Annotated in this window: 14 protein-coding genes; 10 read left to right on the plus strand and 4 right to left on the minus strand. The window is 54.0% G+C overall.

The window, feature by feature from the left end:
- Window positions 1–3: 3 nt before the first annotated feature.
- Both flgG and HZ995_RS06590 read right to left on the minus strand, forming a co-directional pair.
- The gene (gene flgG, locus HZ995_RS06585) at window positions 4–792 is read right to left on the minus strand and encodes a flagellar basal-body rod protein FlgG (RefSeq protein ID WP_209357858.1); all 789 of its coding nucleotides are present in this window, start codon (window positions 790–792) and stop codon (window positions 4–6) included.
- 30 nt (window positions 793–822) lie between these two features.
- Window positions 823–1,566: a flagellar hook basal-body protein gene (locus tag HZ995_RS06590; RefSeq protein ID WP_209357859.1), complete on the minus strand. Its 744-nt coding sequence runs from the start codon at window positions 1,564–1,566 to the stop codon at window positions 823–825.
- Window positions 1,567–1,709: 143 nt separating this feature from the next.
- Here HZ995_RS06590 and HZ995_RS06595 point away from each other — a divergent pair, with 143 nt between their 5' ends.
- The 4 genes from HZ995_RS06595 to HZ995_RS06610 all read left to right on the plus strand — a co-directional run bounded on the left by HZ995_RS06595 (window position 1,710) and on the right by HZ995_RS06610 (window position 7,548).
- Window positions 1,710–3,554, plus strand: a complete 1,845-nt coding sequence (locus HZ995_RS06595; RefSeq protein ID WP_209357860.1) for a tetratricopeptide repeat protein — start codon at window positions 1,710–1,712, stop codon at window positions 3,552–3,554.
- Window positions 3,555–3,702: 148 nt separating this feature from the next.
- Window positions 3,703–5,004 carry a flagellar hook protein FlgE gene (locus tag HZ995_RS06600; RefSeq protein ID WP_209357861.1) on the plus strand — a complete coding sequence of 434 codons (1,302 nt, stop codon included), beginning with the start codon at window positions 3,703–3,705 and terminating at the stop codon, window positions 5,002–5,004.
- A 26-nt stretch (window positions 5,005–5,030) separates the two neighbouring features.
- On the plus strand, window positions 5,031–6,449 hold the full coding sequence (gene flgK / locus HZ995_RS06605) for a flagellar hook-associated protein FlgK (protein WP_209357862.1): 1,419 nt from the start codon (window positions 5,031–5,033) through the stop codon (window positions 6,447–6,449).
- Between the two features lie 13 nt (window positions 6,450–6,462).
- The gene (locus tag HZ995_RS06610) at window positions 6,463–7,548 is read left to right on the plus strand and encodes a flagellin (RefSeq protein WP_209357863.1); all 1,086 of its coding nucleotides are present in this window, start codon (window positions 6,463–6,465) and stop codon (window positions 7,546–7,548) included.
- Between the two features lie 91 nt (window positions 7,549–7,639).
- Here HZ995_RS06610 and HZ995_RS06615 read toward each other — a convergent pair whose 3' ends face one another.
- On the minus strand, window positions 7,640–8,413 hold the full coding sequence (locus HZ995_RS06615) for a response regulator transcription factor (protein WP_245168772.1): 774 nt from the start codon (window positions 8,411–8,413) through the stop codon (window positions 7,640–7,642).
- 164 nt (window positions 8,414–8,577) lie between these two features.
- On the opposite strand from HZ995_RS06615, the gene HZ995_RS06620 reads away from it, so the two are divergent.
- From HZ995_RS06620 to HZ995_RS06640, 5 genes are all read left to right on the plus strand, one after another.
- Window positions 8,578–9,714, plus strand: a complete 1,137-nt coding sequence (locus tag HZ995_RS06620; protein ID WP_209357864.1) for a flagellar basal body P-ring protein FlgI — start codon at window positions 8,578–8,580, stop codon at window positions 9,712–9,714.
- Window positions 9,714–10,037 (plus strand): rod-binding protein, encoded by a 324-nt coding sequence (locus HZ995_RS06625; protein WP_209357865.1) that lies wholly within the window; start codon window positions 9,714–9,716, stop codon window positions 10,035–10,037. Before HZ995_RS06620 ends, HZ995_RS06625 begins: the two co-directional genes overlap by 1 nt.
- A complete protein-coding gene (locus HZ995_RS06630; protein ID WP_209357866.1) occupies window positions 10,034–10,531 on the plus strand; it encodes a hypothetical protein in 498 nt (165 codons plus the stop codon). The genes HZ995_RS06625 and HZ995_RS06630 overlap by 4 nt, the downstream gene beginning before the upstream one ends.
- Before the next feature lie 190 nt (window positions 10,532–10,721).
- The gene (locus HZ995_RS06635) at window positions 10,722–11,561 is read left to right on the plus strand and encodes a flagellin (protein WP_209357867.1); all 840 of its coding nucleotides are present in this window, start codon (window positions 10,722–10,724) and stop codon (window positions 11,559–11,561) included.
- Between the two features lie 253 nt (window positions 11,562–11,814).
- Window positions 11,815–12,654 carry a flagellin gene (locus HZ995_RS06640; RefSeq protein WP_209357869.1) on the plus strand — a complete coding sequence of 280 codons (840 nt, stop codon included), beginning with the start codon at window positions 11,815–11,817 and terminating at the stop codon, window positions 12,652–12,654.
- A gap of 72 nt (window positions 12,655–12,726) precedes the next feature.
- On the opposite strand, the gene nagA is transcribed toward HZ995_RS06640, so the two are convergent.
- Complete coding sequence (nagA, locus tag HZ995_RS06645; RefSeq protein ID WP_245168774.1) at window positions 12,727–13,911, minus strand: N-acetylglucosamine-6-phosphate deacetylase; 1,185 nt, start codon at window positions 13,909–13,911, stop codon at window positions 12,727–12,729.
- Window positions 13,912–14,351: 440 nt separating this feature from the next.
- Between nagA and HZ995_RS06650 the strand changes: the two genes are divergently transcribed.
- Entirely contained in the window at window positions 14,352–15,194 is an 843-nt protein-coding gene (locus tag HZ995_RS06650; protein WP_209357870.1) for a flagellin, read from the plus strand.
- Window positions 15,195–15,273 lie beyond the last annotated feature (79 nt).

Genomic DNA, 15,273 nt, shown 5'->3' on the forward strand with positions numbered 1-15,273 from the left:
CGATTAGGACTTAATCTGGTTTGCTGTCTGCAGCATCTGATCCGCAGTCTCGATAGACCGAGAGTTCATCTCATAAGCCCGTTGAGCCTGAATGAGGTCAGTGATTTGCGCCACGATATTCACGTTGGCGTTTTCCAGATAACCTTGCTGAACCAAACCCACACCTGGATCACCCGGAGTGACAATGGTGGCTGCGCCAGAGGCCGTGGTTTCTTCGAGCAAGTTGTTACCGATTGGTTTCATTCCCGCTTCATTGAGGAAAGTCGCAAGGTTCAATTGGCCCAGATCAGTGGTCTCATTGTCGTTGCCAAGGAAAGCTTGCACCAATCCCTGACCGCTGATCACCACGGAACGCGCATCGTCTGGTATGTTGATGCCTGGGTCGACTTCGAAACCATCCAGCGTCACCAATTGACCTGTTGCGCTGACTTGAAAGGCTCCGGCGCGCGTATAGGCTTGAGAGCCGTCCGGGCGCGTCACAACAAAGAAGCCGCGGCCATTCACAGCGAGGTCGAACTGGTTTTCCGTCTGTGCAAGCGCACCTTGAGTATTCAGGCGCACAACACCCGCGCCCTGAACACCAAGGCCGACATTCAGTCCAACCGGGCGTGATGTGCCGTTGGTTGAGGTCGCCGCGCCTTCTTGAAGCTGGGCTTGGTAGATCAGGTCCTGAAAGGCGGCGCGTCCGCTTTTGAAGCCGGTCGTGTTGGCGTTCGCGATGTTGTTGGCAATCACGTCGACATTGGTCTGCTGCGCCAACATGCCGGTAGCGGCAATTCCGAGAGCTTTCATGGCCTTGTTGTCCTTATGTTATTGCCAGCCTCAGACCACACGGCCCAGACGCTGGATTGCCTGTTTAGTCAGTTCGTTTTCGTCGCTCATCAAATGGGTTGCGCGTTCGTAGGCGCGCTGGATGTCCATAAGATGGATCATTTCGACGACCGGCTTCACGTTGCTTTGCTCGATAAAGCCCTGCGCGAATTGAGCGTTCTCAACCGGTGCGGGGGCCGGGGCATTTGGATGTGGGAGGAACAAGCCGTTTCCAAGCGGCGATGCGCTCGCAAAGCTTGGGACATTAAACAGTCCGATGCGGCCAAGAACACCACCATTCTGATCCGTGAGTGTGCCGTCCTGGCCAATCTGCACCAGATGAGCGACGTCCTGAGGGATGTTAATCGGAGCACCTGCTTCATCCACAACAGGGTTGCCCGCAAGATTGACCAGCTGCCCATCTACATCCACGGAAAGGCGTCCGTCGCGACCATAGGCCGTTTGCCCATCCTCGGTCAGATACCCAAGCCACCCTTGTCCCGTTACCGCGATGTCCAAAGAGTTGCCGGTCTGAACCAAAGCACCCTGAGACAGATCAACATAGATGCCATTATCTTTGACGAAACTCACAGCTTGGGTGTCGTCGCCGGAACCTGATGGGTCCACAGCCTCCAGCAAAGGATGCTGCGCCTTGTACCCTGCGGTCGAGGCGTTTGCCATATTATGCGCTGCCAAATCCAACGAACGCTCCAAGGCGGTCGCCAGCGAAATGGACACATAGCTGGTGGTTCCCATGCCCGTTGCCTTTATCGACATGCACTAATGCAAGAACAAAAGTGCTATACTGCTCATTAGTTTATTGTTTCTTTAAGAATTATCCATCAAGATAAGGATTAAAACAAGCTATATTTGGCAAAGAGCAAGAATAGAAAGAAAAGATGGGCAAGGCGCGACTGCTTCTGACGATCCCGTTCTGGGTGCTGCTTTTGGCATCCGGCGTCTATTCTGCGTCTGACCCAGGCGAAGAAGAGCCTAAAGTTGAAGAAGCTGAGCCTGCGCCCAAAGAGCCTAAGAAGTTAGAGATCACCGCTCCGCAGACCTCTGTTCAGCAGTTGTTTGATCTGGACCTTCGCCGCTGGCCCGAAGAGCGATTTTACGAGAATCTGACAGGACTTATCAATGAGTTGTCCGTGCGCTATGGCGACGAAGCGACAGCCACGCTTCTGGATACAGCAGAGTTGTTCCTTGGTCAGATGATGGTCGCCGAAGCGGAGTCCGTTCTTGGAGAGTTGGAAGACGTTTCGCCAGGCCAATTCCGTCGCAAAACTGCGCTTAAACATGCCCAGATGCTTTTGAACGGCGCTTCAGTCGACGATTTTGAGACGTCTCCATTGAACGAAGACAGCAGACCGGACCGCGCGTTTTGGTCGGTTCTGCAGGCGATTGCCACGGCCGACGGAGCCATGCTCAATGAAAACCTCAGCGGTGGTGTATTGGGGCTGATCCACCAGACGAGGCCGGTGGCGCGCTCGGTTCTGCCGATCATTATCGAAGCGATGATCGAGACCGAACAGCTGACGCTGGCCGCACGCAGCCTTGAATTGCTCGAAGACTTCCCCGACCTTAGTGATGCACCGATGGGGCATTACCTAAGGGGCCGTGCGGCGGAAAAGCAAAACAATCAAAAGACTGCGCTGGTGCATTACTTTGAGGGCATCAAGGGATTTGACCGCTATGCCGTGCGCTCGCGGCTTGCGATCGCTGATATGGCGATCATGGATGGTGGGCGCGGCGCTTTGATGGCGGCAGAAGACGTGCTTGAAAACGGTCTGGATTCTTGGCGCGGCGATCAGTTTGAGATCGCGACCCTTCAGAAGTTGCACGAAGTTTATGCGGCTGCGGATGAACGGGTCGAAGGGCTTATCCTTCTCAGCAAGATCACAATGCGCTTCCCTGGTACCGAAGCCGCAGAGCGCGCCGAGGCCGCGTCAAAGGATGCGCTCCGTGCGGTGTATCAGGATGGGTTTGACGGTAAAATTCCGCTTTCACGCTGGCTTTCGGTCCACCTCAGGTTGGTGCCGGCCTATCGTTACCATCCCGAATACGCACGGCTTGTCGAGGAACTGGCGGATCATCTCATGTCCCTTGGTGGGACGACGATGGCAGCCAAGGAATACCAGCGGGCTCTAGATTTCCGCGTGGACCTGAAGGATCTGAATTCCGACTGGGTATCTGATGAAGAAATGACTCAGAACAAGCTCAAATTGGCGCGTGCTTATGCTGCTGGCGGACAGTATCAAGAAGCCAAAGAAGCCCTCGCGACGCTGGACGGCGCGGTTGATATCATGGTGCGCAATGACATCAATACTCTGCGAGCAAAGATCGCAGCGCAGATGGGCGACGCAGATGGCTTGCTGCGTACCCATGTGATGTCTCCAAGTGCGGAGAACTTGCGCAATGTCAGCCATGCGCTTTGGGAAAAGCAGGAATGGGACGGCGCAAATGAATTCTACAACCGCCTTTGGGCGGAGTATCCGGGCAGTTTCAGCCTCAGCGACGCCACATATTTGCTGATTGCCGCGCATCGTACCGGAGATCGAAATACTGCGACTCGCGTGGTCGAAGCCTTCCCTGGCATGACAGAATCAGAGAACTGGGTGCGATTGGCAGAGAGCTTCTTGTCGCAACCTCCGGACGTGTCGACTCTCACGCTGGATGCGGCGAATGGGCGGTTGGATCGCCTCAACTCTGCATTGGAAAATATCCAAGGAAATGGACTTTAATCCTTAAAATCCTCCCACTGTTCTTGATAAATCATAGATAAATATGCCGAGAACAAGGATTTTTTAAATTTCTTTAACTCTGCTTAAAGGAGTTTCATGTAACTATCCTTGCAATCAAAAGACTAAAAAGAATAACGAGGCAGACAAAATGTCATTGACCAGTGCGCTTCAAACAGGCGTGAGCGGCCTGTCAGCAAACTCGACAGCGGTGGGCGGAATCTCCGAAAACATCGCCAATGCGAATACTGTCGGTTACAAACGTAGCTTCTCGCAAATGGTAACGACCACGGCGTCGCAGGGTTCGGACAAAGGGGTATTGTCCGTTATCGCCCAAGAAGTAAGTACCATTTATGCGGCGGGCGGTCTTATCGCGACCAATAGCAATACCGATTTGGCGATCTCGGGGCGCGGTTTTTTCGTTGTTACGGAACAGCCAAACGAAACCAATCAGGGCAACTTCTTGTTGACGCGGGCAGGGTCGTTTCTGCCTGACGCGGACGGCAATCTGGTAAACGCTGCTGGTTACTACCTGAATGGTTTCCCTTACGATGGTGATGGTAACCTTTTAGGGGTAGACCGAAGCTCTTTTGCATCAATGGAAGTTGTAAATGTTGGCACTGTTACACTTGCGGCGGACGCGACCACGACGATCGACGCTTCCGGCAATGTTCCAAGCCAGGAAACTGGGCTCACAACGCCTGGCGCCCCGTTCATCACCTCTTCCGAATACTTCACGCCTTTGGGCGCGATTGAACGCATAAATATCAGCTGGCAGCCAACGAGCACCGCAAATGTTTGGGCGGTTACGGTCTCCGACCACAATTCAACCACGCTCGGGTCTTTCGATATGACCTTTAGCGACTCCGGTGCAACGGCAGGCGCGCCCAGCAGCTACACCAACATCACCAGCGCGGCGGTGGCGCCTGCGGCATTTGCAATGGATGCTTCGACAGGCGTTGTGTCTCTTACTTTGAACAATGGTGCGACTCCGCAGCCTTTGACAATGTCCTTCGGTGCAATCGGAAGCTTTGCCGGGATGACGCAGTTCTCTGGTGACTTCAGTCAATCCTACGATCGCGATGGGTCGAATTTGGGTGAATTGGTTCGGACCGAGTTTGACGATGCCGGCACGATCTTTGGTGTTTTTGACAATGGAACACGACGCCCGCTGTTTGAAGTGCCGCTCGGTGTCGTTGACAACCCCAATGGCCTCGGCGAGCGCGCAGGCAACGCGTATCAAACAACCGTAGATTCCGGCTCGTTCCAAGCTCTTACACCGACTGGTGGTCGAGTAGGCATCATCAACGCGGGCGCATTGGAAGGGTCTAATGTCGATATCGCACAAGAAATGACGGACCTGATCCGCTTCCAGCGTGCGTTCTCTACGAATGCCTCTGTTGTGACAACAGTCGACGAAATGATGGAAGAGACAACGCGGCTCAAACGGTAACAGATTAATGTAGGGCAAGGCCTAAGATGAGTATCACCAGCGCACTGAACACAGCGGCTTCTGGACTTCGCGTTCAGCAGTCCTTGTCGCGTGTGGCTGCTGATAACGTGGCGAACTCTAATACCGAGGGGTATGCCAAGCGGTCGGCGGTAGTCGTTTCAACTCTCATCGGCGGCGGCGCGAACGTGACCGAGATCCGGCGCGAAGTCGACTCCGCCCTAGCGCGCATGGCACGGCTCGAAAACGCTCGGATGTCTGAACAGCAGGCGGTCTACGAAGGCCTGCGCGACTATTCTATTTTTCTTGGTGAAATCGGCGACGGCAACTCACCCGCGGAATCCTACGCAGAGTTCAGCGCGTCAATGTCGACATTGGTCAATATGCCATCCTCCAGCGGCGCTCAGGCTGGGGCCATCCTTGCGGCCGAAAACCTTGTGACCACGCTCAACCATGCCAGCGACCGTTTGGCGGGGGTGCGCGCGGATGTGGATATGGAAATCCGCTATGAGATCGCCGACCTGAATGACAAGCTGTACGAACTGGTCGATCTGAATACGAAACTTCACACGTATCAGCAAAATACCTTTGAGGCCGCAGCATACTCCGACCGCGTCGAGAGCATCATCGACGAGATCTCGAGCATGGTGGATGTGCGGGTGAGCTATGGGTCGGCTGGTTGGGTCAACCTCTACACGACCGGCGGTGCTGCGTTGATGGAGGGTGATCAGGTTCACGACGTCTCTTACAACGCGGGCGACGGAACCTTCTGGGCAGGTGGCCAAGAGATCACGCCGACGAACCCGAATGTCCGCGGCATTGAGCACGGGACTCTTTCTGGTTTTGCCACACTGCGCAACGAGACAATCCCGACGTTCCAGTTGCAACTAGATGAATTTGCGCGTGGCCTTATCACCACCTTCGAAAACGCAGATGCGTCGCTTGGCGCGACCGATGCAGGCCTGTTTACGGACAGTGGCGGGCGGTACAACGCAGCGAACCTTGAGGGCCTCGCATCTCGCATCCAGATCAACAGCCGTGTCGAAGGAGCCACGACCGGAACGTCCTGGCTGATCCGCGATGGCCTCGGAACCGCTACGGAAAGTGAAAACGTATCGGATGCAACCCAGGTTCAGCTGTTCATCAACGAGATGAATTCGGCTATGAATGCGGATCCGTTGACCGGAATTAACAGCACGGTGTCTTTGTCTGACTATGCGGCCGAAATGATCAGCGCGCAGGGCACGACGACGGCGCGGGCAGAAAGCAGCTACAACGCTGCTCGTTCGGCGGCTGAAGTCGTCGCTGCTTCGCGACAGAACGTCGAAGGCGTCAGCATCGACGAAGAAATGCAGAACCTCATGCTGATCGAGCAGAGCTTTGCGGCCAATTCTCAGATGTTGTCGACCATCGGTGAAATGCTCGACACATTGCTGTCCATTGTTTGAGGGAGGGTGATCGTTGACACTTTTTAACTCTCGGGTCTCCTCCTACCAAATGAACTATTTCATGCGCGCGAACGTCAATTCCGCGACGGTCAAGCTACAAGAGGCGACCAAAGAACTGGGAACGGGCCGCCACGCGAACCTGTTCAAGGAACTTGGGCCTCGGTCCGCCTCTGCGTTGCAAATGCGGGTCACGGAAACCACCACGCAGTCTTTTGTGACAGCCAACAATGTTTTGGCGAGCAAGCTCGAAACAACATTGGCCGCCACGAACAGCATTCGCGAGACGGTGAGCAGTGTTCTTGAACTGTCCTTGCTGAACTTGACTCGCCCGAATACCGGGGCAGAGGCCTTGCAAGCCGAAGCGCGCGCGGCCATTGAATCAGTCGTTGGGTCATTGAACCAAAGCTTCAATGGCGACATGATTTTTGCGGGGATCGCAAGCCGCCATGCGCCTATGACACGGTGGGAAGACGTCAATCCAGACACAGGCTTGTCACCCGAAGGCGTTATCAATTCCATCGTAGGCGCTGGGCCGCCAGACGCCGCAACAGCAGGCACAATGATTGCCGACATTCAGGCGGTGTTTGACTCAAGCTATGCCGCCAACCCAAACATGAACTACGAGGCGACGTTCTATGGGGGAACGCCCCTGCTTGATGGCGGAGGCAACCCAAATGCGCGCGTAACCGCCCGCTTGGACTCGGATCAAGAGCTGGATTACGGCGTTCAAGCCAATGATCCTGCGTTCCGCGAAGCACTTCGAGGTCTGGCGTTGTTGGCGAGTGTGGATGTATCGCAGGTTTCCGATGAAGCGACTTATCAAGCCTGGATGCAAGAGGCCGTCGACTCTTTGGCAGCCGCTTCTGAAGGCATTTTGAAGATCACCACCGACGTTGGTTTCCAGCAAGAAGTCGTGGAAACCGCGACGCAGCGACTTGAGGATGTTTCCATCATCCAGCGCTTGCAAGTCGCGCGCCTGGAGAATGTCGACGCCTATGAAGTGTCAGCTCAGATCGCATCGCTGGAAGCTCAATTGCAAGCCAGCTACAGCGTGACCGCGCGCCTCGGTCAACTGAGTATCCTCAACTACATGAGATAACAGATCCCTCGAGCCCGTCTTGGATGTGCTCAAGTTAAAACCCCCGCTCCAGAAGGATGCGGGGGTCTTTTTTGTCTATTCTTGAGCGCGCTTAGGCGCGCGCCTCAAGTCGCATGCCAGAGCTGGTCAGCGCCGGAATTGGGGTCACATCGTCCAGAACATCTGGGGCGCTCAGCTTATAGCCGCGACCGTGGATGGTCTCGATATACTGCGCGCCGGTGTCAGCCGCCGAGGCGATTTTCTTGCGCAACTTACAGATGTAAACGTCGATCACCTTGTCAAAAGGCTGATCTGCGCTCATGCCATAGACCGCATCGTAGATGGCGTTCTTGGAAATCACCTTGTTCGAGTTCAGCGCTAGGTGCTGGAAAATCGAATGTTCGCGCTTGGACAGCTTGATACGGGTGCCCGAAACTATTGGGTCGCGACCGTCAAAGAAGGCGGTGACTTCGCCGACGCTGATGCTTTCGGCAGCGTGGCCGTGGAAGCGACGCACGATAGAATTGATCCGCGACAGCACTTCGCCACCTTTGATCGGGCTGACGATCACGTCGTCTGCACCGCGATCCAAAGCGGCTGCGGTGTCCGCAGAATTCCGGAAATCCCGCAGGATTATCAAGGGGTTCTCGCATCCTGCATGACGCACCGCGCGGATTTGGCGGTGGGTGTTCACAGATTCTCCGATCAGAATGGCGCGATGTTCGCTGCCCGTCTGAGTCAAAGGCGCAAGGCCCGTTTCAAAAAATTCTTCGCCCACAAAGAGAGGTTGCAGACCCGCGTTTTCCAACTCGGATGCTAGTGATGCTCGACGTTTCTCTCGTGGCTCATAAACATAGGCGCGCATAGCGTCCTCCGTTCCTGCCATTTTTGTTATTCTTGACGGCTAGCAAGGATTAACCAGCCGTTCAACTATAAAAAGAATAAATCACAAAGATTAAAACGTAGTTAAAACAGTCAATTGCAAAGATAGTATGGACGAGGCAAAGATAAATGGTTAAAGTGTCCTTGGGCATAGAGGCAAAAATATCTATGGAGCAGTACCATAAACTCTTCTGGCCCCGAGCAGGTGTACTACTATGCGCATTGATCTTGGCGGGGTCAGTGTTTGGGGTGTCAGTGGCGAAGGCCGACGTTCGCATCAAGGATATTGCGAGCTTTGAAGGCGTGCGAGAGAACCATTTGATCGGCTATGGGCTGGTCGTGGGTCTTTTGGGCACGGGCGACAAGATGGCGAATTCTCCGTTCACACGTGAAAGCGTGCGGGGGATGCTTGAGCGTCTCGGTGTAGCCAATATTGACGCCAACCTGCTGCAGACCAAAAACACCGCGGCGGTGATGGTGACGGCGAAACTTCCGCCGTTTTCCCGTCGCGGTGCTCCCATTGATGTCACCGTAAGTTCCCTCGGAGATTCGACCAGCCTGCGGGGAGGTACGCTGTTGGTTACGCCTCTGGCTGGGGCTGACGGCGAGGTTTATGCGGTCGCCCAAGGCGCCGTCGCGGTTTCGGGCTTTCGCGCCGAAGGGGCGGGTGCGACCTTGACCGAAGGTGTGCCGACCATCGCCCGTATTGACAACGGCGCGATCGTGGAACGCGAAGTCGGGTTTAGTCTGGATCAGATGAAATCTGTGCGCGTCGCTTTGCGGACACCTGATTTCACTACCGCCACCCGCGTGCGAGATGTTGTGAACACGGAATTGGGCGCTCAATTCGCCGAAGTTCTGGACCCTGGCACCATCGAAGTCGCCATCGCGAGCAAAACCAATGTCGCGGAATTCGTGTCCGTGATTGAAAATCTGACGGTTCAGCCGGATTCAATCGCTCGCGTTGTGGTTGATGAAAAGTCCGGAACAATCGTGATCGGATCCAATGTGCGCATCGGTCAGGTCGCGATCAGCCAAGGTGGCCTGACGATCCGCGTCAAAGAAAACCCGAGCGTCAGCCAGCCGAATCCGATTTCCATCGGTGGCACGACTATCGTGATCCCGGATACCGATCTGGATGTGACCGAGAAAGACAGCAAATTCACCATTCTTGAGGGCGATGTCAGTCTTCAGGACCTCGTGGACGGGTTGAACGCGATCGGAGTCGGAGCACGTCAGACCATTTCCATTCTGCAAGCGATCAAGTCCTCGGGCGCGCTGCACGCGGATCTGGAGATCATCTGATGGCGGATCTTCCGATTCTCTATTCACCGCTCGCAAACGCGCAGATTCCGAATCAAATCGGGCCCCAAAATCGGCTTTCCGAACAGGAAATTGCGAAGGCAAAAGAATTTGAGACGCTTTTTTTGTCCCAATTCGTCGACGAAATGCTCAAGACCGTTGACCTCGATGCAGCGACGGGCGGGCGCGACATGCACATGTGGCGATCCTTCATGTCGCAAGCAATGGCTGAGTCCCTCGTTGACCAGGGCGGCTTGGGTTTGGCGACCAGTGTTGAACAAATGATGTCGGCATACAAAACCGCCGGAAACGGAGGCAATTCATGATTTCTCAGCGCCAATTCCGGGTGGCCGGTCGCAAGCAAAACCGCACATCTGGGCAAGGAACAATGGCCATCGCACCTACCGAATTGGACCTCCAGAATATCGATGCTTTTGCCAGCAAGATTTCGGAAGCCGTGTCGGTGTTGAAACAAGAGATTGCGGGTATCAACGACGGGCAACTCAATATCGTGAGTGAACTCTACAATCAGAAGGCCGGCATTCTGAAGTGGCTAGAGCTGAAAATGCCGCTGATTGAACCCTTTATGAACGACGATGCGGTCAAGGTCAGGCGCCTTCCCGACAGGCTTGCGGAACTCAAAGAGGCAGTGTCTGAAAACAACGCGCTTTTGTCACGTATGTCTGTCGCCGCAGGCACCATCGTTCGTGAAATCGAGAAGGCCCAGAACAGGCACAGCCTGAACGGCCTTTATGGAAAATCCGGTCGTCGCATTGGCGCGGATAGCAGCCGATCGAGGGCTTTGGATAAGGAGCTGTAGCAGAGAAAATCAGGGAACCGTCTTACCTCTACGGGCCGTGAAGGTTTAAAAAAACGTAAACCTTAACCCCGCTTTAACCAAAATTCTGTTAATCTACGAATGGTTGTACAGCCAGGCGTAGGTTTGGCATGTGCGATTGATACTCTGTCAGAAGACGGACTAAAAAATCGAGAATTGAGGAGAGCGTAAAATGACGTCCATTCTCACGAATAACTCTGCAATGACGGCTCTACAGACCCTGACTATGGTCAATAAGAACCTGAACCAAACCCAAGGCCGCGTATCCAGCGGTCTCGCAATCAGCTCGGGTAAAGACAACGCCGCTTACTTTGCTATCTCCGAAACTATGAAGGGTGATAGCGGTATGTTTGATGCGATCAACGAGGGCCTGACATCTACCCGCAACTCAGTAGCGACAGCGCGCCTTGGCGCGGAAACCGTTTCTGATCTCGCACAGCAGTTCACCGAGCGCGTCGCGTTCGCACAGGGCTCTGGTGTGAATCTGGCAGATGTTCAGGCAGAACTTGATTCCATTGTGTCTCAAATCGGTACTGCCATCAGCCAGTCGACCTTCAACGGTGATGATCTGGTGTCTGGCGCTGCTGCGACACAAACCATCGTTTCCGGCGTATCCCGGACAGGTGGTTCTTTCGCGGCGACAACCATGACATTCGACTCCGTGAACCTCGGCGCGATCCAGACTGCTCTGGACGCAATTGATGTTGTAACTGCTGGTGCCACCAGTCAGGCTGCACTTCAGGCAACGCTGACGACCGCAGAGGCACAACTGGGCCTCGCAATCGACGCAGCGACGTCTTTGGGTGTCACAGAGAAATCCATCGAAGCACAACAGAGCTTCCTGGGTTCCCTGACCGACACCCTGGATCAAGGTGTGTCCTCGATGGTTGATGCAGAGATGGAAGAGGAAGCAGCGCGTTTGCAAGCCCTTCAAACTCAACAACAGTTGGCGACTCAAGCACTAGCAATGGCGAATTCTTCGCCTCAGTCCGTGTTGTCGCTCTTCCGTTAAGAGCAATAGAAGGGAAGCCGGGGGTCCTCGGCTTCCTTTTTTCTTTAGCCGCACATTAAACAGTTTTAACACGCGGTTACCAATTCTCCCAAAAATTGTATTTTCTCAATGGGTTCGCTGAAAAGGCGGCAAATCCTAAACTTGGCTTTAACCATGCCTCCCATATTCTTGTCAGACGCGTGCGGTGAGAAATCCGTGCGTGCCATATCAGTCAGAAGACTGAGACATAACGAGAATTAGAGGAGAACATTAAATGTCATCCATTCTCACCAATTCCTCTGCAATGGTCGCTCTTGCCACGCTTAACAACGTGAACATGAAGCTTAACGAAACCCAGAACCGTGTTTCCACGGGTCTTCAGATCAGCTCTGGTAAAGACAACGCAGCCTACTTCGCGATTTCCGAAACCATGAAGGGCGACAGCGGCATGTTTGAGTCGATCAACGACGGCCTGACTTCCACCAAGAACTCCATCGCAACTGCACGCCTGGGCGCAGAAACTGTTGCAGACCTTGCTCAGCAGTTCACCGAACGTGTCGCCTTCGCACAAGGTTCCGGCGTGAACCTTACCGATGTACAGGCTGAACTGGATTCCTTGGTTTCTCAGATCGGCCTTGCGATCAGCCAATCGACCTTTAACGGTGAAGATCTGGTCTCTGGCGCTGCGGCAACTGTGACTGTGGTATCGGGTGTTTCCCGTACCGGTGGTTCATTCTCCGCGACGACCCTCAGCTTTAGCTCTGTAAACTTGGGTGCAATTCAAACTGCATTGGATGCAGTTGACGTTGTGACGGCAGGTGCGACAAGCCAAGCCGCTTTGCAAGCGACTTTGGTGACCGCGGAAGGTCAACTGTCAGCAGCGATCGACGCGGCAACGTCCTTGGGTGTTTCCGAAAAAACCGTCGAAGGTCAGCAGACATTCCTGAGCTCACTGACGGATACGCTTGATTCCGGTGTTTCCTCTATGGTCGATGCGGATATGGAATCCGAGGCGGCGCGTCTGCAGGCACTTCAGGTTCAGCAGCAGCTGTCGACTCAATCGCTTTCCATGGCGAACCAGACACCACAGAACATTCTGTCTCTGTTCCGGTAAGTTCCTTTTAGGCCGTTTGGTCTTTGAATACCGAATGAAAAAAGCGGTCGCGCAAATGCGCGGCCGTTTACTTTATGCCGACGGATTTTGTTTACGAACTTTCTTGCCACCGCGCCAAACACTGCGAAGCGCAAAGTCTGAAGACAAGTGTACGAAATCAGCTGGCCCATTTTCGAACAAACGCCCCAATACTGATTTCCCAATTACATCCGCCGGATACTGAGTTGCCCGCTTCAGAGCGATTTCAACAGGCTCACCGCACGTGGAAACCAAGAGTTTGATGGCGTCAGCCAAGGCCAAATGCGCGCCAGCTAAGGTTCCATCGGACAGGGTGAGGCGATCCCCCGATCTTAGGATTTCGCGTCCGTTGAGTGTGAAAGACTCCAGGTCCGACCCGATCGTCGCCATAGCGTCAGTGACAAGGAATATCTCTCCGGGGCCTTTATTGGCGCGCAGAGCCAAACCAATCACCGCAGGATCAACATGAATACCGTCTGCAATGAGGCCGGCGTAAAAAGCGCCCGAAGACAACGCTGCGCCAACCGTCCCTGGCGCACGTGCTGTCATCGGGCTCTGTGCGTTAAACAGATGGGTCACACAGTTGGCACCAGCTCTGGCATAGCGCAGACAGGTTTCGTAGTCTGCATCCGTATGACCAATCGACACGACAACGCCTGCGTCCGTGAGGTCGCGAACCTGTTGTTCGGATGCATGTTCAGGGGCGAGGGTCACCTTTAGGACAGGGAGCGCTTTGGCGGCCCTTAGCAAAACCTTCATGTCTCGATCATTCATTGGCCGTACAAAAGACTCGCGATGCGCACCTCTGCGATTTGGCGCGATATGAGGACCTTCGAGGTGCAAACCAAGTACGCCCGGTATCCGCGCGGCGATTGCCTCCTCAACGGCAGCGATCGCTTGCGATGTTGTCTCTGGACTATCGGTGATCAACGTCGGAAGGAACGATGTCGTCCCCAAAACAGCATGCGCTTGGGACATCGTGGAGAGAGTTTCCACCGAAGGCGGGTTGTTAAACAACACGCCACCGCCCCCATTAACCTGAAGATCAACAAAACCCGGTGCCAGAAAACCGCCATTCAACGCGATAGACGTGGTTTCTGCGGGAATTGCAGTGTCATCGACAAGGCATTTTACTTTGCTTTCCTCTATTAGAAGGGCTTTTCCTTTCTGAAGAGTGCCCTGCCAAAGGATGTCTGCACCCTTGAATGCTTTGGTTTTTGATTGTTCTTGGTTCAGCAAAGAAAGACGCTCCAAATCGGTTTCGCGCTCATATTAGCAAGTTAGGCCTTGTTGCGGGGAAGCGATTTCTAAGTGGTGGAAGTACAACCTTAGCAGGATTGGAAATGCTGCTAGGTTCTAAAAGTTGTGTAGTGGCGAGTATTTGGTAGAGCACAACGCTCGACGAAACCGGGGTTGGAACGTCAAAAGTCTTGAGCCACTCTGCACAAAAATGATGCATCAAAAGTGCAGCGCATGATGCGTCAGAGGATATCCTTATAATTGAGTAGGAAAACAAGGATACAATCTTTGCATTTAACAACTTAAAGAAGAATTTCTTGGAATTTCTCAAAAACAGCAAGAACATATACCTTGCTTTAATCTTTTATTCTTTATAGTGACCTTATTAAAGAGAGTAATGGTCCAGAAGGACCCTCGCCCGAAAGATAGGAGCGCAGGCAATGTCGTCTATTCTTACAAACCATTCAGCCATGGTGGCTTTGTCCACGCTCAACATGGTCAACAAGAATCTGACCGACACGCAGAACCGCGTTTCAAGTGGTCTTCAGATCATGTCGGGCAAGGACAACGCTGCCTACTACGCCATCTCGGAAACGATGAAGGGCGACAGCGGCATGTTCGAGGCCATCCATGATGGCTTGACCGCGACCAAGAACTCGATTTCCACGGCGCGCCTTGGTGCCGAAACCGTAGCAGACCTCGCAAAGCAGTTTACCGACCGTGTTGCCTTTGCGCAGGGCAGCGGTGTTAACCTTGCTGATGTTCAAGCGGAACTGGACTCGCTGGTAACTCAAATCGGTACCGCGATCAGCCAATCCACGTTCAACGGAGAGGACCTCGTGTCGGGCGCTGCAGCGCCTGTGACAGTCGTTTCGGGTATTTCCCGCACAGGTGGCTCTTTCACAGCAACCACAATCACCTTCCAGTCCATTGATCTGGGTGCAATCCAGACCGCGTTAGACGCAATCGATATTGTTACCGCAGGCGCAACTAGCCAAGCAGCTCTTCAGGCGACGCTGGCAACCGCTGAGGCGCAGCTTTCCAATGCGATTGACGCGGCGACTTCGATGGGCGTCACTGAAAAGACCATCGAAGGTCAGATGTCATTCCTTGATATGCTCACCGATACGCTGGACTCAGGTGTTTCAGCGATGGTTGATGCGAATATGGAAGCCGAGGCGGCCCGCTTGCAGGCGCTTCAGGTTCAACAACAGCTGGCGACACAATCACTCTCTATGGCCAACCAAGCGCCACAGAACATCATGTCGCTGTTCAGGCAATAATCACAGTTTTCTGGGGGGAAGGCCGAACATTCGGTTTGACGCCATTGCAGAACTCGGCCGGCTAGTCACCGGCCGATTT

The organism is Cognatishimia activa (assembly GCF_017798205.1).
Lineage (GTDB): Bacteria > Pseudomonadota > Alphaproteobacteria > Rhodobacterales > Rhodobacteraceae > Cognatishimia > Cognatishimia activa_A.